The following is a 19,297-nucleotide window of genomic DNA, read 5'->3' on the forward strand; positions in this document are numbered from 1 at the left end:
CTAGAGCAACCCCGCCTTTTCCCACTCCCGGCCTGCCACGCGTGGGCCATCACACAGCGACCCCCCAAATCCATGTCCTCAGCTTTCATCGCGCTCCAGCACCTTTTGCCCCAGCACGCTCTGTCGCGGCTTGCCGGACGGCTCGCCGACAGCCGCCGCCCGTGGCTGCGCGATCGCCTGATCCGCCGCTTTGCCGCCGCCTATGCGGTCGACCTTTCCGAAGCCGAGCGCCAGATCGGCCAGTTTGCCAGCTTCAACGACTTCTTCACCCGCGAGCTGAAGCCGGGCGCCCGCCCGCTGGCGGATGCGGCGCAGTTCATCCTCTCGCCTGCCGACGGCGCGATCAGCCAGTGCGGCACGATTACCGCCGGGCGCATCCTGCAAGCCAAGGGGCGCGATTACAGCGTGACCGAAATCCTTGGCGGCGATGAGGCAGAGGCAGCGCGGTTCGAAGGCGGGACGTGGATGACGATCTACCTCTCCCCGCGCGATTACCACCGCGTGCACATGCCCGCTGCCGGAACGCTGGCAGCCACGACCTACCTTCCGGGCAAGCTGTTTTCGGTCAACACCGCCACCGCTGACGGGGTCGACAGGCTGTTCGCCCGCAACGAACGCCTCGCTTGCCTGTTCGACGGGCCGGATGGGCGCTTTGCGAGCATCATGGTGGGCGCGATGATCGTCGCCGGGATTGATACCGTCTGGCCGAGCAAGCACCGGACCCACGGCGCTGCATTGCTGCATGAGGATTTCGGCGGCACCGGCCCGGTGCTCGCGGCAGGGGCGGAAATGGGCCGCTTCTACCTTGGCTCCACCGTAGTCTTGCTGTTCGAGCCCGGACGGGTGCAATGGCTCGACGGGCTGGAGGCGGGAACTGCCTTGCGCATGGGGCAGGCAATCGGACGACGGCTTGGCGCCGGGTGACGGGCGGCGTTTGACAATCTCCGGCCGCTCTCGCAGACAAGCGCGCGAGAGAGGCTCTCGAAGGGGATCATTATCGTGCAAGCGCAAATTCTCGCGCCCGCTGCCGTGCTGGTGGTGTGGTCGCTGGTGGTGTTGTTGTGGATCATTCCGGCGCGTTTCGGCGCGGTGGCGAAGCTGGAAGACAAGTCCGCGCTGGCGGGCAAGGTGGGGGTCCGGGGGGCCGACCTTGAAGGCGTATTGCCCGACAAGGCCAACTGGCCTGCGCATAACTTCACCCACCTGATGGAACAGCCGACCGTGTTCTACGCGACGGTGATGATCCTTGCGATCATGGGGCCGGGCGCGCTCGATGTGACGCTGGCGTGGATCTATGTCGGCGTGCGGATCCTGCATTCGCTGTGGCAGAACCTGGTCAACACCATTCCGGTGCGCTTCGGCCTGTTCCTCATCAGCACCACCGCGCTGATCGTGCTGGCGGTGCGTGCGGTGATGGCAACCCTGCTGGCCGATCCTTCGGCCCTGCCCGCCTGAGGAGAGCACCATGATCGGAATGGATATTCTGCAACCCGTCGTGGTGCTGCTGGCGTGGACGATGGTAATGTGGGTGTGGATGTATGCGGTGCGCCTGCCCGCGCTGACGGCTTCAGGGCTGAAGCCCGATGACGCGCGCAACACCAAGACGCTCGACGGAGTTCTGCCGGAAAAAGCGCAGTGGAAAGCGCATAATTACAACCATCTGCACGAAGCACCTACAGTCTTTTATGCAGTAGCGATCGTGCTGGCGCTTATCGGGCATGGCGATGGCATGAACGCGACCATCGCGTGGGCCTATGCCGCCTTGCGGATCGCGCATTCGATCGTACAGGCAACGATCAACAAGGTGGCGCTGCGTTTTGCGCTCTATGCCCTGTCGAGCATCGCCCTGATGGTGCTGATCTTCCACGCGGCGATCCCGGTGTTTGATCTGCACCTGTTCGGTTGAGGAACAGACACAGACGGGGCGGCGGGCTATTCCGCCGCTTCGGTTTCCTTGGCTGCATGGGCGCGGGCTGCAAGATAGCGTTCGGCATCGAGCGCGGCCATGCAGCCCATCCCCGCCGCCGTCACTGCCTGCCGGTAGACGTGATCGGTTACGTCGCCTGCGGCAAACACGCCGGGGATCGCGGTCTTGGGCGTGCCGGGTTCGGTCAGCAGATAGCCGCTCTCGTCCATCGGAAGCTTGCCCTTGAACAACTCGGTCGCGGGTGCGTGACCGATGGCGACAAAGGCCCCGTCGACCTCAAGCGTTGATGCCTCGCCCGTCACCGTATCGGTCAGCGCAAGGTGGTGGAGCATGCCGTTTTCGCCCGCCTCGAAGCTGTCCACGGCCTTGTTCCACAGCACCGTGATCTTGGGATTGGCGAACAATCGCTCCTGCAAAATCTTCTCGGCGCGCAAGCTATCGCGGCGGTGGATCAGGGTGACGTTGTCCGAGTGGTTGGTGAGATAGAGCGCCTCTTCCACGGCGGTGTTGCCACCGCCGATCACCGCAACCTTCTTGCCGCGATAGAAGAACCCGTCGCAGGTCGCGCAGGCGCTGACGCCCTTGCCGCCCAGCGCCTGTTCGCCCGGAACGCCGAGCCATTTGGCCTGCGCCCCGGTGCAGATCACCACGCAATCAGCGATATATTCATCCCCGCTGTCCCCGATGGCGCGGAACGGAGAACCGTTGTCGAAATCGACCGAGACAATGGTATCCCAGATCATTCGCGTGCCGACATGCTCGGCCTGCGCCTTCATCTCCTCCATCAGCCATGGCCCTTGCACCACATCGCGAAAGCCGGGGTAGTTCTCGACATCGGTGGTGATGGTGAGCTGGCCGCCGGGCTGAAGCCCTTGCACAACAATGGGTTCCAGCATCGCCCGGGCCGCGTAAATGGCGGCGGAATAGCCCGCCGGGCCGGAGCCGATGATGAGCATCTTGGTGGTGTGGGTCGCCATGGGTTGTCTTCCGGTGAATCTCAGGGGAGCGATATGGAGGCGCTGCGCGCGATTGTCACGCCACCAGCCTGGCTCTGAGGCGCTGCTTGCGGGCCTCGTCCACACCTAATTGCGTGGCGAGATAGGTGTCGAGCGAGCCGTGATCTTCTGTCACCTTTGCGATGTAAGTGTCTATATATTCTGGCAGAACGCCCATGAGATTATGGAGCGCCTCTGGCTCTATGGTGCCATAATGCGCCTCCATCCGGGGAAGCGACTGGCGTTCGAGGATGGCGCGGGTGGGTGCGGCATTAGTCAGCAGGAATTCTTCAACAATATCATCATGATGCACCCCGAGCACATGGAGCAGCAGGCTCGCCGCGATCCCGGTGCGGTCTTTCCCAGCGAAGCAATGCACCAGGCTGCCGCCGTCATTTTCGTCCAAGGCCTTGAAATAGCGACTGAACATATCGATCATCGCGGGGTTGACCGGCATCCGCGTATAGACCGCCAGCATCCGTTCACGTGCCTTCTGCGGGGTCATCACCACGCGCCCGCCCCCGCCTTCATGCGGCGGTGAGTTCGACGTTTCCCCATCATAGGCAAGGACTTGTGCGGCAAACTTCGGATGGCGTCTGCACGGAAATCCCGCCCGCTCGCTCACCCCGCGCAAGTCGATCACGGTACGGATATCGAGCGCATGGAGCAGATCGAGGTCGGCGTCGCTGGCTTCCATGTGCTGACCCGAGCGCAGCAGCACGCCGGTCCGCACGCGCCCGCCCCCCGGCACCGCATATCCACCATAATCGCGAAGATTATGAATGCCTTGGGTGACAAAGAACGGGCCGATCCGGGCCGTGTTGGTATCTGTATCGAGAGAATCGCTGGTCATCGCGAACAACCCTTGCAGGTGCGCAGGGCCGGGGCAAGCCGGGGCTGACTGGGGTCTAGGGGATGATGCGGAGGGTTCGGGCAGGCCCGACAAAACCGGCGGGCGGCTAGACCGGCACGATCCAACAGCCAAGTACGAGGCCCCGCCCCCATGGCCCGAATCCTGATCGCCGATGATGACGAACTGATCGCTGCCCTCGCCAGCGAGGTGCTGATTGATGCTGGCCACGCTTGCGGCTGGGTGACAAGCGCCGAGGAGGCCTGGCGCTGCATCGGCCGCAAGCGTCCCGACATCCTGTTGCTCGACCAGTCGATGCCGGGCGAATCCGGCATGAGCCTGCTGCGCCGCCTGCGCCGCTCTGCACAATTCTACGATCTGCCGGTGATGATGTTCACCACCATGCAGGGCGAACAGGACGAGCTTCAGGCGATCTATGCCGGCGCTCAGGATTTCGTCTCCAAACCCTTCGACCCGGTCAATCTGGTCGCGCGGATCAGCCGCATGATCAAGCTGCGCGCCGGCCGCCCGCGCCATGTCGATCTGGTGAGCGCAGTGCGCGAGCAGAGCCTTGCCGCTCCCCTCGCAACACCGCCTCTGCGCCGGATGATCTAGGCAGCTTCGGTTGCCTCGCCTTCCGAGCGGCCGGGTGCTCCACCCGGCTCGAACACGCTACGCCGCAGCTGCCCGGCGCTGCGCGTCCAGCAGCCCGCGCCCGATCACTTGTGCCTGGATCTCCGCTGCGCCTTCGAAGATGTTGAGGATCCGCGCATCGCACAACACCCGGCTGATCGGATATTCCAGCGCGTAGCCATTGCCGCCGTGGATCTGCACCGCATTATCCGCCGCGCTCCATGCGGCGCGCGCGGCGAGGAGCTTGGCCATCCCGGCCTCGATGTCGCAGCGGCTGCGGCGATCCTTGGCCCGCGCCGCGAAATAGGTAAGTTCACGCGCCATCACCGTCTCTGCCGCCATCAGCGACAGTTTGTCAGCCACCCTTGGAAAGGCGACCAAGCTCTCGCCGAACTGCTTGCGGCTCAGCGCATAGTCCAGGGCAAGGTCAAAGGCGTTCCACGCCACGCCCACGGCCCGCGCGGCGGTCTGAATGCGGGCGCCCTCGAAAGTCCGCATCAGTTGCTTGAAGCCCTGCCCCTCGCGCCCGCCGAGCAGGCCGTCCGCAGCCACGGCAAAGCCATCAAACCCGAGCGCGTATTCTTTCATGCCCCGGTAGCCGAGCACTTCGATCTCGCTGCCCTCGATCCCCGCGTCGGGGAACGGCACGGCGTCGGTGCCGCGGGTCTTCTCTGCCAGCAGCATCGACAGGCCGGCATAGCCAGCCTCGCCCGGATCGGTGCGCACCAGCATGGTCATCAGATCAGCGCGGGCGGCGTGGGTGATCCAGGTCTTGGCCCCCGTCACCCGCCAGCTGCCGTCGCTCTGGCGTTCCCCGCGCGTGCGGACAGCAGCAAGATCGCTGCCGGTATCAGGTTCGGTGAACACCGCGGTCGGCAGGCACGAGCCATCAGCAATGCGCGGGAGCCAGCGCGCCTTCTGCTCGTCCGTACCGTTCTCCCCGATCAGTTCGCCCGCGATCTCCGACCGCGTGCCAAGGCTGCCGGCACAGATCCACCCGCGCGACAGCTCCTCGGACACCACCGCCATTGCCAGCTTGCCCAGCCCCAGCCCGCCATGGCTTTCCGGGATGCAGACGCCGAACACGCCGAGCGCGGCCATTTCGGCGATCACCGCATCGGGGATCAGCGCATCGGCAAGGTGCCATTGATGGGCAAAGGGTGTAATCTTCTCGGCGGTAAAGGCGCGGAAGCTTTCGCGCACCAGATCGAGCGTCTGGTCCCCCAGAGCCTCGCAGGGGCGCACGCCGTCCGCCAGCAGTGCCGCACAGCGGGCACGGGTTTCAGGGGTACTGCCTTCAGCGAGCAGGCGCGCGGTCGCCGGGTGCGCGGCAAGGTTGCGCGCGGCGCTTTCGAGCCCGAAGGCCGACGGGCGCACCACCTCGTGGGCGCTCATTGGCACGCCGCTGGTGATCTGCGCGAGGTATTCGCCGAACCCGATCCTCAGCGTCAGCGCCTCGATCTCACCGAACGCCCCGTCATGCTCGGCGCGCACCGCCCAGTCGAGCGTGGCTTCCAGCGCAGTGATCGTGGCCGCGATCCACGCCATGCCGTGCAGCCTGTGCTGTTCACGCGCAATCAGCGCCGGCTGCGGCACCCCGTCAGGCGCCACCACCTGCCCCGCAACGGCGCGCACCTGTTCTGCATATTCCCGCGCCGCGCCCAGACTCGCGCGCGCCAGACCGATCCATTCACTCATGCCCCCTTCGCTAGCAGAGGCGCAGGGCCAATGCGAAGCCGCAAGTTTGGTGAAAGGCAAACGATCACAGCCCAAGCAATGTTGCTTCAGGGTGACAGTGGGCGCACAAAAATGGCGTTGACAAGGGCTTGGAGCCATTTGCCCCTTAACCCGGCGTGTCAAAAGCGCGATACGTCAAATGCGCCATTGGATCGCCAATGTGCGCCAACTTGGATGGGGGCGATGCGGACAAGGGAAAGCCTTGCCGCGTGGTCTTGCGCAGGAAGAACCGCGAAAGCGAAGCCTTCCGGGCATACAGGGGCCCGGATGCGCGGACATCGCGAAACGAACAGGCTTCGGCAGGGCTCGGCTCTGCTGGCAGGCCAGATTTACCTATGCGAGGACAATTTATGCGCATTTTGAAGGTTACACTCCACTCGGCCTCGCGCCCCGCGCTGGCCGCCGCTCTGCTGGTCGCCGGTTTAGTGCCGACCGCAGCAGCCAGCGCCCAGGACAGCGTGACCGATGAAGAAGCGGCCGATGAAACGGCGCAGCAGCAGATCATCGTCACCGGTTCGCGCATTTCGCGCGATCCCAACGCGGTGGCTCCCGTGCCGATCAGCACGGTCGATGCCGATGACCTGCGCAATTTCGGCGGCACCGATGCCACGGCTGCGCTGCGCCAGATCCCGGCGCTGATTTCCTCCGGCACCGTGGCCGACTCGATCGAGCGTGGCGGCGGCGGCGTGGGTCAGGCGACCCTCAACCTGCGCCAGCTCGGCTCGAACCGCACGCTGGTGCTGGTCGATGGCTGGCGGCACGTTTCGGGCGTGGCCGGTACGCAGACGGTCGACGTGGCGACCATCCCCAACGCCCTGATCGAGCGGGTTGAAGTGCTCACCGGGGGCGCCTCGGCGGTCTATGGTGCGGACGCGGTGACCGGCGTCGTCAACTACGTGCTCAAGCGCGATTTCGAAGGCGTCCAGCTCAATGGGCAGATGGGCCTTTCGACCAAGGGCGATGGCCGCAGCTACCGGCTTGAAGGCGTGGTCGGCCAGAACTTCGCCGATGGTCGCGGCAACGTGACGCTGGCAGCTGGCTACACCAACGATGACGAGATCCTGTTCGGCGACCGCGAATTCACGCGGGACAATGGCCGTGGCAACAACTCGACCACCTATGCCAACCCGCTGCGCCGCTTCCAGGCCGGGGACATCAACCCGACAACCATGCCGAACTTTGCCAGCCGTTTCCGGCTCGGCGGTCCCGGGCCGGGCTCGACCCGTTTCCCGGTCGGCCCGCTGATCCCGACGCAGGCGCAGGCCAACACCCTGTTCCCCGGCGGCATCACCCCTGCCGAACAGGCGCTGATCGACCGGGCAGCCGGTTCGCCCGCCTTCGTGATCGGATCGGACCCGCGCTTCGCGATTTCGTCGAACCGCGGCCTGATCTTCCGCAACGATTTCGATTTCTTCAGCGCGGATACCAACAACAACGGCATCCCGGATTGTAACGAGAGCTTCATCGGCCGCACCGGTTTTGGCGGCGGCGGCTGCCTCGTCACCAATGACGATGGCACTGTGCGCCCGTTCCAGGACGGCATCATCGCCACGGGTGCGAACCAGTTCGGCGGCGACGGCGCGGTGGAGCGCACCAACGAAGCCTCGCTGATTCCGGGCTCCGAGCGCATCTATGCCAACCTGCGCTCCAGCTTCGAATTCTCGCCGGCGGCGCGGGCCTGGATCGATGCGAAGTACGTTCGCACCGAAACCACCAGCCGCAGCAACTACAACACCTTCTACGACAGCCTGTTCATCGCGCCTGACAACCCCTTCATTCCCGACGTGCTGCGCGCCGACGCGAATGAGGCTGGCGGTCTGCGCATCAGCCGCGACTTCCTCGATCTCGGGCCGGGCATTTCGACCGCCAAGCGCGAGACCTATCGCCTGGTTGCCGGGCTCGACGGGGAAATCACGCCGAACCTGCGGTACGAACTGGTCGGCAATTATGGCCGGACCGACAACGTCAACACCTTCAGCAACTCGGTGCAGTATGACCGCCTGTTTGCTGCGATCGACGTCGTGACCGATCCTGCCACCGGACAACCGGTCTGCCGCTCGACGCTCAACCCCAATGCCCCGCCGCATCCGGGTTCGGAATTCTTCCCGGTAATCGCGCCCGGCTTCTTCACTTTCCGTCCGGGTGACGGCCAGTGTGTGCCGGTGAGCCTGTTCCGCGGGATCAACTCGGTGAGCCAGGCCGGCGTCGATTTCATCACCACCCCGACCACCAACCGGTTCCGTCTCGAACAGACCGTCATCACCGGCATCCTGAGCGGCGATACGGGCGCGTTCTTCAACCTTCCGGGCGGCGCGGTGAAGTTCTCGCTGGGCGCCGAATACCGTGAGGAAAAGTCGCGGTCGCGCTTCAACGACCTGCTGCTGGGCCTGTTGCCCGAAGGCTCGCCCGCCGGCCCGGCGGGAACCTTCATCGGGGACATCTCGCCCAACCAGACCCTGCTGTTCGATGCGGCTGCGCGTCAGTTCAACGCGGGCGGCCAGTTCAACGTGAAGGAAGTCTTCGGCGAAATCCTGCTGCCGGTGCTCGATGATACGCCGTTCTTCCACGAACTGACCATCGGTGCGGCCGGTCGCTATGCCGATTACTCGACCGTGGGCGGCACCTTTACCTGGAACGTCAACGGCGTGTGGGCTCCGATCCCCGACGTGCGGTTCCGCGGTGCCTATGCTCAGGCGATCCGTGCGCCCAACATCGCCGAACTGTTCGATCCGCAGCAGGGCGCGACCTTCCGTCCCAACGATCCGTGCAGCCAGTCGAACATCGACCGTCTGATTGCCGATGGCGATCCGGCGGCTCAGAACCGTCTGAACAACTGCCGTGCTGACGGGATCCCGGCTGGCTATGAAGACCCGCTGACTGCGCGTTTCTCCGGTACCTCGGGCGGGAACCCCAACCTGCGGGAAGAAACCGCGACGACGATCACGGCCGGTGCTGTGATCCAGCCGCGCTTTATCCCCGGCCTGACGCTGTCGGCGGATTACTACTCGATCAAGATCGAGGACGCGATCCAGGCCGTCACATCGCAGGATATCGTCGACAGCTGCTATGACCTGCCGACCTTCCCGAACGACTTCTGCGGTCTGTTCACCCGTAACCGGACGCCCGGCTCGCCGACGTTCCTCGGGCTGAACTTCCTGCAGCAGACGCAGATCAACTTCGCCAAGCTCGAAACCCGCGGGGTCGATTTCCAGGCCAATTACGGGTTCGATGTTGGCAAGAACAACTTCAACATCAACATCGGCGGCAACTGGACCGAGCGGCTCAACCGCTTCTTCGATCCGGTTGATACCTCCTTCATCAACCCGGGCCTTGGCGAACTGGGCGCACCGGAATGGTCGGGCTTTGGCTCGGTCACCTGGAACCGGGGCGACTTCACGCTCAACTACGGGGTGCAGTACATCGATTCGACTGCAGTCGCATCGGTCATCCAGATCGAGCGACTGGAGACTGAATTCGGTCCGGCCGGTCTGGCGCCGGAGTACTGGCTCCACAACGTCGCCTTCAACCTCGATGCCACTGATCAGATCAGCTTCTACGGCGGCATCAACAACCTGACCGACGAGGAGCCTTACCTCTCCAGCTCGGCCTACCCGGTTTCGGGCATCGGGCGCACGGTCTTTGTCGGGGTGAACGCGCGGTTCTGATCGCGCGCCGCTTTCGGCGGTGCATTACGGCGGGCGGGACAGTTCAGGCTGTCCCGCCCGTTGCCGTTTCTATTCGCGCATGCCCAGCAGGCTGCGGGCGACCACCCAGTTGTGGATCTCGCTCGGCCCGTCATAAATGCGCATGGTGCGCAGCTTGTTCGACATGAGATACAGCGGCAGCTCGCGCGTCATGCCCATCCCGCCGAACAGCTGCATCGCATGATCGACGATCGCATAGGCGTTTTCGGTGCAGAAGCTCTTGATCATCGAGATTTCCGAGCGGACATCCCGCCCCTCGTCGATCTTCCAGGCGCAGTCATAGGTCATCAGCCGCATCGCATGGATCCGGGTCGCGGCATCGGCGATCCAGTTCTGCACGGTCTGCCGCGCGGCGAGCGGCTTGCCGAAAGTGCTGCGCTGGGGGGCGTAGTCGATCATCATCTCAAGCGCGCGCTGCGCCATGCCGATTGACCATGACGCCATCTCGATCCGCCGTGTTCCCAGCCGTACCTGCATCGGCGCAAAGCCCTGCCCGCGCTTGCCCAGCAGCTTCCACCCCGGCACCCGGCAATCATCAAGCGCGATTTCATAGGTCGAAGTGCCATCGATCATCGGGATCCGGCGCATCACGTTGAAGCCGGGCGTGTCGCGATCGACCAGAAAGGCGGAGATACCATTGCGCCCGTCGGGGTTCCTGTCCGTGACCGCCATCAGGATGGTGAAATCAGCCTCGGCCCCCTTGGTGATCCAGATTTTGCGACCGTTGATCACCCAGTCATCGCCGTCCTGCACGGCAGTGGTCTTCATCCCCGCCGGATCGGCTCCGGCACCGGGTTCGGAAATGCCGATGGCGCTGATCGTCTCGCCGCGCACGTAGGGCTCAAGATAGGCCACGCGCTGCCGCTCGTCGGCGGCGACCATCAGCATCCTGAGGTTGGGCGAATCAGGCGGCAGATAATAGGGGACAACGGTGCGGCCCAGTTCCTCGGACACGCCCACCATCGCCACCATTGGCAGGTTCATGCCGCCCACTTCCTCTGGCGCATCAAGCCCCCAAAGCCCCAGTTCCCGGCTGACGGCATCGACCTTGGCGGTCTCCTCGGGGGTGAGATAGGTGCCTTGCCCGAGATTCTCGCGGGCGATGACGCTGGCTTCGAGCGGCATCAACTGATCGCGCACGAACTTGCCGACCAGTTCCTTGAGCATGGCGTGTTCGTGGTTGAGTTCGAAATTCATCACTGGGGTCCCTGCATCTGATCCGGGTGCTTGCAGCGCTCCTGACACCACAGTTTGCACGACCTGTCATCCGCCCAGATTGAGAGGGCTGATCAAGGCAACCGCCCGCATCGCCGAGGCGTCAGGCCTGCTGGACAGCCGGGACACACCGACTCGCTTGACACCATTTGCAAAAATACATACCTTCACATTTGCAAACCTGCAAAACTGTGCAGGTTTGGGAGAGGGACATGCCAAGTCGGCTAATCGTATCAAAGGAGCTGGCCGAGCTGCTCAAGCTGCTCGCCCACGCTGATCGCCTGCGCCTCATCGAAGAGCTCAGAACGGGTGAAATGGATGTAACAGGGCTTGCCGAGACGCTCGATCTGCCGACCACCCGGGTCTCCCAGCACCTTGCCCAACTGCGGGCTCAGCGTCTGGTCGAAGAGCGCCGCGACGGGCGCAATCATTTCTACCGCCTGTCGCACCCGCAGCTTGCCGCCTGGATCGTCGAGGCGCTCCAGTTCGTCGATATCCGCACCCGGCTGGAAGATGCCGATCACATTGATGCCGCGCGCGCCCTGTGGAGCACGCCCGCCCCTGCTTCATCCGAATCTGACTGAAAGGACAATCTGCGATGCCCCATTTCGCTCAAGGCGTGGTCAAGTTCCAACGCGAGGTCTTCCCCGACAAGGCCGACCTGTTCGAAAAGCTGGCCACCGGCCAGAGCCCCGAGGCGCTGTTCATCACCTGCTCGGACAGCCGGATCGAGACAGCGATGCTCACCCAGACCGATCCGGGCGAGCTGTTCATCTGCCGCAACGCCGGCAACATCGTGCCTCCGCACACCAACCAGACTGGCGGCATGACCGCCTCGATCGAATTCGCCATCGGCGCGCTGGGCATCCCCCATATCGTGATCTGCGGCCACACCGAATGCGGGGCGATGAAGGGGGCGATGAACCGCGCTGGCCTCACCAGCCTGCCGCACGTGCGCGAGTGGCTGGGCTATTCGCAGGGCGCGGTCGACATTGTCGAGGCGCTGGGCACGGATCTCGATCCCGATGCCAAGATGCGCATGCTGCTGGAACAGAACGTCATCCTGCAATTGCAGCACCTGAAGACCCACCCCACGGTCGCAGTCGCCCTCGCGCAGGGGGCGGTGAAGCTCCATGGCTGGGTTTACGACATCAAGACCGGCGAGGTTTCGGCCTTCGACGATGCGACCGGCACCTGGGTTCCGGTCGAGGAACGCTACGCTTCCGAACTCGCCTCGGCCGCGCTGCACCAGCACGCCTGCTGATCTCAACCTCACGCGATTGGAACCCCTGCCATGAAAGCGCCTGCTGCCCACCAATTGACCTCCGCCGTGATCGGGCGGGACTTTCTGGCTTCGATCGTCGTCTTTCTCGTGGCCTTGCCGCTGTGTATGGGGATCGCGATTGCATCGGGCGCACCGCCCGCGCTTGGCCTGATCACCGGGATCGTGGGCGGACTGGTGGTCGGCGTTCTGGCGGGATCACCCTTGCAGGTGAGCGGCCCTGCGGCAGGCATGGCGGTGCTGGTCTATCAGCTGGTGCAGGATCACGGCCTGATCATGCTGGGGGTGGTCGGCCTGATCGCTGGCGGGCTGCAACTGCTCGCGGGCGTCCTGCGGCTGGGCCAGTGGTTCCGGGCGATCTCGCCCTCGGTGATCCACGGGATGCTGGCGGGGATCGGCGTGCTGATCTTCGCCTCGCAGCTCCACGTGATGCTGGACGATGCGCCGCGCGCCAGCGGTCTTTTAAACATTGCCGCGATCCCCGAAGCTTTCATGAAGGTGTTCCCGGCCGATGGGTCGGTGCATCACCTCGCGGCGATGGCGGGGATCGTCACGATCATCACCATTGTGCTTTGGAACCAGTTCAAGCCCAAGCGGCTGTCGTTGATTCCCGGCCCGCTGCTGGGTGTCATTACCGGAACGATCTTCGCGATCGCCTTTGCCCTGCCGATCACCCTGGTGGAACTCCCCGCCACCCTGACGAGCGGACTCAACATCCCAACCAGTGATGCGCTGGCCGGTTTTGTCGACCCCGACATCCTGACCCTTGGCCTGGTCTTCGCCTTTGTCGCCAGTGCTGAAACGCTGCTGTGCGCCACGGCGGTGGACAAGATGCACATCGGTGCGCGCACGGATTACGACAAGGAACTGCGCGCCCAAGGGATCGGCAACATGATCTGCGGCGGGCTTGGTGCGCTGCCGATGACCGGCGTGATCGTGCGTTCGTCCGCGAATGTCGATGCCGGGGCAACCACCCGCATCTCTGCGATCCTGCATGGCGCATGGCTGCTGCTGGCAGTCGCCGCCTTTCCCTTCATCCTCAACGAAATCCCGACCTCGGTGTTGGCCGCCATTCTGGTCTATACCGGCTACAAGCTGGTCAATGTTGCGCAGATCCGGAAAATCGCCGAATTCGGCAAGCAGGAGCTGGTGATCTACTTCGCGACCCTTGTGGGCGTGGTGGCAATCGACCTGCTGACCGGGGTGATCCTCGGCTTCGTTCTCGCGACACTGAAGCTGGTCTACACCTTCTCGCACCTTGATATCCGGCGCGAGCATGACGCCGAAACCAATCGGATCGATCTGTGGATGACCGGCTCGGCCACGTTCTTCTCGATCCCGCAGCTGGGCAAGGCGCTGGAAAGCTCACCGTTCGGATCAGAAGTCCATATCCACGTCGAAAAGCTCGAATATATCGACCACGCCTGCCTGGAGATGCTGTCTTCATGGGAGAAGCTGCACCAGTCCACCGGCGGCACACTGATCGTGGAATGGAACGAGCTGGTGGAGCGCTACGGGCGCCGCTCGGAAGATCCGACCAAGACTGAAATCCGCGGGCTGATGAGCCGCACCGCGGCCTGACGCCAAAGCTGCGCCCCCCAAGGGCTCAGATCACGGTTTCAGCGGCCTCGGCATGCCACAGCTTCTTGGCCTGTTCGATATCGTTGGCGCTGGCCCGGCCGAGGCGGTGCGCGATGAAGTCGATCCCTTCGATCAGCCACAGCGCCAGTTCCGGCTGAGCGAGGCGATAGACGCGCTTTTGCCCGTGGGTCTCTGTCTCCACCAGCGCAATGGCGCGCAGCACCCCGAGGTGCTGCGAGACGCGCGTGGGGGAGATTTCGAGGATTTCTCCCAACTCGTTCACCGTCTGGTCGCCCGATTGTAGCTTCAGCAGCAGGCGGATGCGATCGGGATGGGAAATCTGACGCAGCACATGGGCCAGTTCGTTTGCAACAATCTTGCGGCTCGGCATGTCAGCGCCCCTTCCAGTGAGCAGAACTATCGGAATTCGAAGCTACAACGCGCAAGACCCCGATATGGCTCCCCGCGTTTGGAGTTTCTGCATTTCCCAGCGCACGCCACGGCTTGACCGGTCGCTTGCTGGCGCACTGGCCGTGGCACAGCATGGCGATAAAGTCGACATCGCGGATCTCGTTGACATAGGGTGCATCACTGCCCCGGCCCGGCGTAGTAAGGCCGCTGTCGCGCAACCGCGCCCAGGCTTCGTGCAACCGCATGGCAGCGCGGATCGCGCCTGAGTGGTGCAGCACCAAAGCAAGCGATTGGATCAGTGCAGGCGCATCAAGCGCCGGGCGAACCGCGCCCTCGCCCGCTGCTTCACAAGCAACCAGCAGCGCATCACCGCCCTGCCACAGCATCGGCCAAGGGCCGCGCACGCCACTCGCTTCGGCCAGCAGGGTGAAGACGATGCTGCGCAGATCAGGCATGGCGATGATCGCGTCCCACCCGGCCGCGCCAGCCTTCAGCGGGCGCAGCGCCTCTTCGATGGTCAGCAGTTCAATCGCCAGTCCCTCGCGGGTCAAGCCACGGTCAGCCGCCATCAACTGGCGCGCGATCGCATTGCGCTGACGGGCGTGGAGGATGATTGCAAGCTTTTCGCGCCCTTCTTCGCGGGCGGCGCGGATCATCGCCTTCATCACATCGGCGCGTGGCATCGGCGCCCCGCCCGCTTCCTCGATGGCGCACAAAGCCGGGTGCGGGCTCATCAGCACCAGATCGATACCAGTGGCCTGCGCTGCACCAAGCCCACGGCCCTGATCGGCAAGATAGCTCGCAGCGAACTGCGCGACAGGCAAGCCTGCAAGCCCGCCATGCTGAAACGCAGTCGGCGACCAGCCGGTCCAGGGCGCAAACACCGGCACCCGGCGCGCGGTGTTGGCAGCGGGCAGCGCCCAGTCGGCCACGCGGGGCAAGCGACGCGGCACGGCAGCAGGGACGAATTCGGCCGTAATCCCCAGCCAGCCGAGCAGATTGTCGATCCCATCGCGCCATGGATCGGGCGCTGGCTGATCGGGCATGGCAAGCTGAAAACTGGCCGAAACCAGCGCGAGGCCAGGACGCGCAAACGCCTGCATCGGCTGCGAGGCGGCTTGTGACAGCCCTTCGGAAAGGGGGGTGCCATGGTTCATCCATCGGTTCCTTTGCGGCTGCGAGGAGAGAGTGACTGCTCCCTAACCGGCTGCCGAAAGTCTGAAAAATTCAATCTTTCTTCGCAAACGTTCTAAAATCTGAATGATTGAAGATAAGCAGCCACTCCTGCGAGAACGGCGGCGAGTGCGCGCTTGCAAGGCGCGCAAGCTGGGGGCATCAACAGGGGCGGGACGAGAGGGAATAACAAAAATGAAAAGATCGATGACAGGCAGCGCGCTGGCGCTGCTGATGACGGCAGAGGCTGTAATGGCGCAAGGCAATGTGCCGCCAAGCCCTGCTCCGGCCAGCGACACCACCCGCGCTGCGCAAGCCGCCGCCGCCGCGCAGCTTCCGCCCGAAGGGACGCGCGACGGCGCCTTTGCCACGCGCGGTTTTATGGCCACGCGGGCCGATCCGGTGATCCGCGATGCCGCCGGCAAGCCGGTCTGGAACCTCGATGCTTACGCCTTCGTCTCCGGCCCTGCCCCCGAAACTGTCCACCCCAGCCTGTGGCGGCACATGACTCATCTGAAACACCACGGGCTGTTCAAGGTGAGCGACAATATCTGGCAGGTGCGCGGGTTCGACCTGTCGAACATGACCATCGTGCGCGGCCAGACCGGCTGGATCGTGATCGACCCGCTCACCAGCGTCGAGACCGCAAAGGCGGCAATGGAGCTGGTCAACGCCACACTCGGCCAGCGTCCGGTCAGCGCGGTGATCTATTCGCACAGCCATGCCGATCATTTCGGCGGGGTGCGCGGCGTGGTCGATCCGAGCGATGTCGCGGCCGGCCGCACGCAGGTGATCGCGCCTGAAGGCTTCATGGAAGAAGCCACATCGGAAAACATCATGGCTGGCGGCGCGATGATGCGACGGGCCGCCTTCCAGTTTGGCACGGGGATGGAACCCGGAGCCACCGGACAGATGGGCAGCGGCATCGGCGCGGCGGTTTCGGGCGGCACCCTGTCGCTGATTGCCCCGACCCGGACCGTCGCGACCACCGGTGAAACCTTGCGAGTGGATGGTGTCGACCTGCAATTCCAGATCGTTTCCGGCAGCGAGGCACCAGCCGAATTCAACGTCTTCATCGCGCCGGAAAAGACCTTCCTCGCCGCAGAGATCGCCACCTGCACGCTCCACAACATCCTCACCCCGCGCGGGGCCAAGGTGCGCGATGCGCGGGCCTGGGCGCATTTTCTCGACGAGGCCGCAACCCGCTATGCGCCGCAAAGCGACACGGTGATCTCCAGCCATTGCTGGCCGATCTTCGGGCGTGAAGAAGGCATTGCCTGGCTCAGTGCGCAACGCGACAATTACCGCTGGTTGCATGATCAGACCGTGCGCCGCATGAATCGCGGCGAGACCATGCACGAAATCGCTGAAGCACTGGAGAATGCGACCCCGCCCGCGCTCGCGGCGGAATGGTCGACCCATGGCTATTACGGAACGGTGAGCCACAATTCGAAGGCGGTCTACCAGTTCTATCTCGGCTGGTATGATGCGGTTCCCGCCAATCTCCATCAGCACACCCCGGTCGCGCGGGCGAGGCGGCTGATCGATGCTCTGGGCGGAGCAGAGCGCACCCTGGCCCTCGCAGACAACGCGATGGCAAGCGGGGATTATCGCTGGGCCTCAGACCTGCTTCAGAACCTTGTCTTTGCCGAACCGGACAATGCCGCCGCGCGGGCGAAGCTGGCCGCCAGCTATGAACAGCAAGGCTACCGCGCCGAAAGCGCGATCTGGCGCAACCAGTTCCTTGCTGCCGCAGCCGATCTTGTTCGCGGACGCGCTGCAAGCAGTGCGGCGCAGAGCAGCGACCTGATCGCCGCCCTCGCAACCCAGGAACTGCTCGATAGTGCCGCAACCCGCTTCGCCCCCGAGCGCCATGGCGCGCGCCGACTGACGGTCGGCATCGAGCTGACCGATCGCAACGAACAGGCGATGATCGAGGTGAACGGGCAGGTCATGATCGGACGGATGGGCGCTTTGCCCGATGCGCCCGATGTCACCATCCGCGGCCCGCGCCTTGCGCTGCTGGCCTTGCTGTTCCTCAAGCAGCCGGTCAGCGCAGTGCAAGGGGCGGGGCTTGAGGTCAACGGCGATGCGGCAGGCTTGCAGGCGCTGATCGACGCGCTCGATCCGATGCCGCAGGGCTTCGATATCGTCACGCCCTGAGGCATCTTTTTGCGCCTTGGCGCGAAGGGAATGCAGCGTTGAGGCGTTGACCAAGCGGCAAGGGGCGCAATGCCCCATGCCGATCTGACACGCCGTGATGAGGTTTGCCCCGCCATGTCCCAGCTCCCGTCTGCTCCCTTGAAGGCCCGCCGATGAGCCCGGCCAGCATCGCCTTCAACCGCTTCGGCTATGGCGCACGCGCAGGTGAGACGCCGCCTGCCGATCCGCGCCGCTATCTGCTCGCGCAGCTTGATGCCTTTGATCCTGCGCCGCCGCAGATCGCAGGCCGCATCACCACGCGCGGCAAGACAGGCGAGCTGGTGCAGTTGATCCGGGGTCTGCGCCGCGAACAGCGGGAGATGGCGGGGATGGCGGAGAGCATGGCGGAACCGGGCGGCATGGCGATGTCTGGCGAAGACCGTCGGGCCGCCGCGCTGGCGGGATTGCCGCCAGAGCTTCGCGAACAGCTGATGATGGCGCGGCAAGCGCTGGCAGGCGACATCGCTGCGCGGGTTCAGCTTGCGGTGGCAAGCCCGACGCCGATGGCCGAGCGGCTTGTGCATTTCTGGGCCAACCACTTCAGCGTTTCGGCAGGAAAGCTCGGCACTCAGTTCGAAGTCGGCCCGCATGAATTCGCCGCGATCCGTCCGCGGGTGCTGGGGCGCTTTGCCGATCTGCTGAAGGCGGCGGTGTTGCATCCGGCGATGCTCATCTATCTCGACCAGTTCCAGTCGATCGGCCCCAATGCCCCCATCACCCAGCGCCGCGGTCGGCGGGGCGGCAGAGACGCCGCGCAGCGCCCGCGCGGCCTCAACGAAAATCTGGCGCGTGAAGTGCTGGAGCTCCACACGCTCGGCGTCGATGGCGGCTATGACCAGGCCGACGTCACCGAACTTGCCCGCGCGCTTACGGGCTGGACGGTGCCAGGGCTTGGCCGGGTAGGCCGCCTTGCCGAAGACCAACCGGGCGGCGCCGCCTTTGTGGCGATGGCGCATGAACCAGGCGCACGACAAGTGCTCGGTCGGCGCTACCCCGAAGGCGGAGCGCGACAGGCGCTGGCGATCCTCGATGATCTCGCCGCGCATCCGGCTACCGCGCGGCACATTGCCACCAAATTCGCCCGGCACTTTGCCGCGGACACACCCCCGCCCGCGCTTGTGGATCGGCTGGAAGCGGACTTCCGAAAGACCGGCGGCGATCTGGCGAGTCTCACCCGCACCCTGATCGCCTCCCCCGAAGCATGGGAGAGCAACCCGCGCAAATTCCGCGCGCCGTTCGAATGGCTGGTCGGCGTACTACGCCTGACTGGCGGGGCCGAGGCAATGCCGCCGCAGCGGGTCATGGGCGCGCTTACCCAATTGGGGCAAGTGCCATGGCGCGCGCCCTCGCCTGCCGGATATGACGATATTGCCGCCAGCTGGGCCGGCCCCGATGCACTGGTGCGCCGGGTCGAATTTGCCGAGCGCATCGCCCGGAGCGTCCCGCAGGAAAGCGTCATCACCCGCGCCGAAGCCGCTTTTCCCGGCGCGCTGAGCACCGCCACCCGCGACCAACTGACCCGCGCCGAAAGCGGCAGTCAGGCGCTCGCCCTGCTGCTGGTCTCGCCTGAAATGCTGCGGAGATAAC

At 64.6% G+C, this 19,297-nt stretch carries 16 protein-coding genes; 10 read left to right on the top strand and 6 right to left on the bottom strand.

The window, feature by feature from the left end:
- Positions 1 to 72 precede the first annotated feature (72 nt).
- The 3 genes from asd (at position 73) to CHX26_RS12885 (ending at position 1,906) form a co-directional block, all read left to right on the top strand.
- Positions 73 to 924: an archaetidylserine decarboxylase gene (gene asd / locus CHX26_RS12875; RefSeq protein ID WP_104942709.1), complete on the top strand. Its 852-nt coding sequence runs from the start codon at positions 73 to 75 to the stop codon at positions 922 to 924.
- A 75-nt stretch (positions 925 to 999) separates the two neighbouring features.
- Positions 1,000 to 1,455: an MAPEG family protein gene (locus tag CHX26_RS12880; RefSeq protein ID WP_104942710.1), complete on the top strand. Its 456-nt coding sequence runs from the start codon at positions 1,000 to 1,002 to the stop codon at positions 1,453 to 1,455.
- Between the two features lie 10 nt (positions 1,456 to 1,465).
- Positions 1,466 to 1,906: an MAPEG family protein gene (locus CHX26_RS12885; protein WP_104942711.1), complete on the top strand. Its 441-nt coding sequence runs from the start codon at positions 1,466 to 1,468 to the stop codon at positions 1,904 to 1,906.
- Between the two features lie 26 nt (positions 1,907 to 1,932).
- Here the strand turns inward: CHX26_RS12885 and trxB are convergent, their stop codons facing one another.
- Together trxB and CHX26_RS12895 are read right to left on the bottom strand one after the other, a co-directional pair.
- The gene (gene trxB, locus CHX26_RS12890) at positions 1,933 to 2,904 is read right to left on the bottom strand and encodes a thioredoxin-disulfide reductase (protein WP_104942712.1); all 972 of its coding nucleotides are present in this window, start codon (positions 2,902 to 2,904) and stop codon (positions 1,933 to 1,935) included.
- 55 nt (positions 2,905 to 2,959) lie between these two features.
- The gene (locus CHX26_RS12895; protein WP_104942713.1) at positions 2,960 to 3,775 is read right to left on the bottom strand and encodes a tyrosine-protein phosphatase; all 816 of its coding nucleotides are present in this window, start codon (positions 3,773 to 3,775) and stop codon (positions 2,960 to 2,962) included.
- 150 nt (positions 3,776 to 3,925) lie between these two features.
- Here CHX26_RS12895 and CHX26_RS12900 point away from each other — a divergent pair, with 150 nt between their 5' ends.
- On the top strand, positions 3,926 to 4,387 hold the full coding sequence (locus tag CHX26_RS12900) for a response regulator (RefSeq protein WP_104942714.1): 462 nt from the start codon (positions 3,926 to 3,928) through the stop codon (positions 4,385 to 4,387).
- Positions 4,388 to 4,444: 57 nt separating this feature from the next.
- On the opposite strand, the gene CHX26_RS12905 is transcribed toward CHX26_RS12900, so the two are convergent.
- Positions 4,445 to 6,103 carry an acyl-CoA dehydrogenase family protein gene (locus tag CHX26_RS12905; protein WP_104942715.1) on the bottom strand — a complete coding sequence of 553 codons (1,659 nt, stop codon included), beginning with the start codon at positions 6,101 to 6,103 and terminating at the stop codon, positions 4,445 to 4,447.
- 389 nt (positions 6,104 to 6,492) lie between these two features.
- Between CHX26_RS12905 and CHX26_RS12910 the strand changes: the two genes are divergently transcribed.
- On the top strand, positions 6,493 to 9,807 hold the full coding sequence (locus CHX26_RS12910; protein ID WP_104942716.1) for a TonB-dependent receptor domain-containing protein: 3,315 nt from the start codon (positions 6,493 to 6,495) through the stop codon (positions 9,805 to 9,807).
- 69 nt (positions 9,808 to 9,876) lie between these two features.
- Here the strand turns inward: CHX26_RS12910 and CHX26_RS12915 are convergent, their stop codons facing one another.
- Positions 9,877 to 11,043 (bottom strand): acyl-CoA dehydrogenase family protein, encoded by a 1,167-nt coding sequence (locus CHX26_RS12915; protein WP_104942717.1) that lies wholly within the window; start codon positions 11,041 to 11,043, stop codon positions 9,877 to 9,879.
- A 230-nt stretch (positions 11,044 to 11,273) separates the two neighbouring features.
- Between CHX26_RS12915 and CHX26_RS12920 the strand changes: the two genes are divergently transcribed.
- Genes CHX26_RS12920 through CHX26_RS12930 form a run of 3 tightly spaced genes read left to right on the top strand, consistent with a single transcriptional unit; the run spans position 11,274 to position 13,924 of the window.
- Entirely contained in the window at positions 11,274 to 11,645 is a 372-nt protein-coding gene (locus tag CHX26_RS12920) for an ArsR/SmtB family transcription factor (RefSeq protein WP_104942718.1), read from the top strand.
- 14 nt (positions 11,646 to 11,659) lie between these two features.
- Positions 11,660 to 12,325, top strand: coding sequence for a carbonic anhydrase (locus CHX26_RS12925; RefSeq protein WP_104942719.1), 666 nt, complete (start codon positions 11,660 to 11,662; stop codon positions 12,323 to 12,325).
- A 30-nt stretch (positions 12,326 to 12,355) separates the two neighbouring features.
- Entirely contained in the window at positions 12,356 to 13,924 is a 1,569-nt protein-coding gene (locus CHX26_RS12930; protein ID WP_104942720.1) for a SulP family inorganic anion transporter, read from the top strand.
- 25 nt (positions 13,925 to 13,949) lie between these two features.
- Here CHX26_RS12930 and CHX26_RS12935 read toward each other — a convergent pair whose 3' ends face one another.
- On the bottom strand, positions 13,950 to 14,315 hold the full coding sequence (locus CHX26_RS12935; protein ID WP_172449834.1) for an ArsR/SmtB family transcription factor: 366 nt from the start codon (positions 14,313 to 14,315) through the stop codon (positions 13,950 to 13,952).
- A 1-nt stretch (position 14,316) separates the two neighbouring features.
- Positions 14,317 to 15,492, bottom strand: coding sequence for a hypothetical protein (locus CHX26_RS12940; protein WP_146107738.1), 1,176 nt, complete (start codon positions 15,490 to 15,492; stop codon positions 14,317 to 14,319).
- Positions 15,493 to 15,703: 211 nt separating this feature from the next.
- Between CHX26_RS12940 and CHX26_RS12945 the strand changes: the two genes are divergently transcribed.
- Both CHX26_RS12945 and CHX26_RS12950 read left to right on the top strand, forming a co-directional pair.
- Entirely contained in the window at positions 15,704 to 17,671 is a 1,968-nt protein-coding gene (locus CHX26_RS12945) for an alkyl/aryl-sulfatase (RefSeq protein WP_172449836.1), read from the top strand.
- Between the two features lie 152 nt (positions 17,672 to 17,823).
- Complete coding sequence (locus CHX26_RS12950) at positions 17,824 to 19,296, top strand: DUF1800 domain-containing protein (RefSeq protein ID WP_104942723.1); 1,473 nt, start codon at positions 17,824 to 17,826, stop codon at positions 19,294 to 19,296.
- Position 19,297: the final 1 nt, after the last annotated feature.

This window comes from Porphyrobacter sp. HT-58-2 (assembly GCF_002952215.1).
In the GTDB taxonomy this organism is placed as follows: Bacteria; Pseudomonadota; Alphaproteobacteria; order Sphingomonadales; family Sphingomonadaceae; genus Erythrobacter.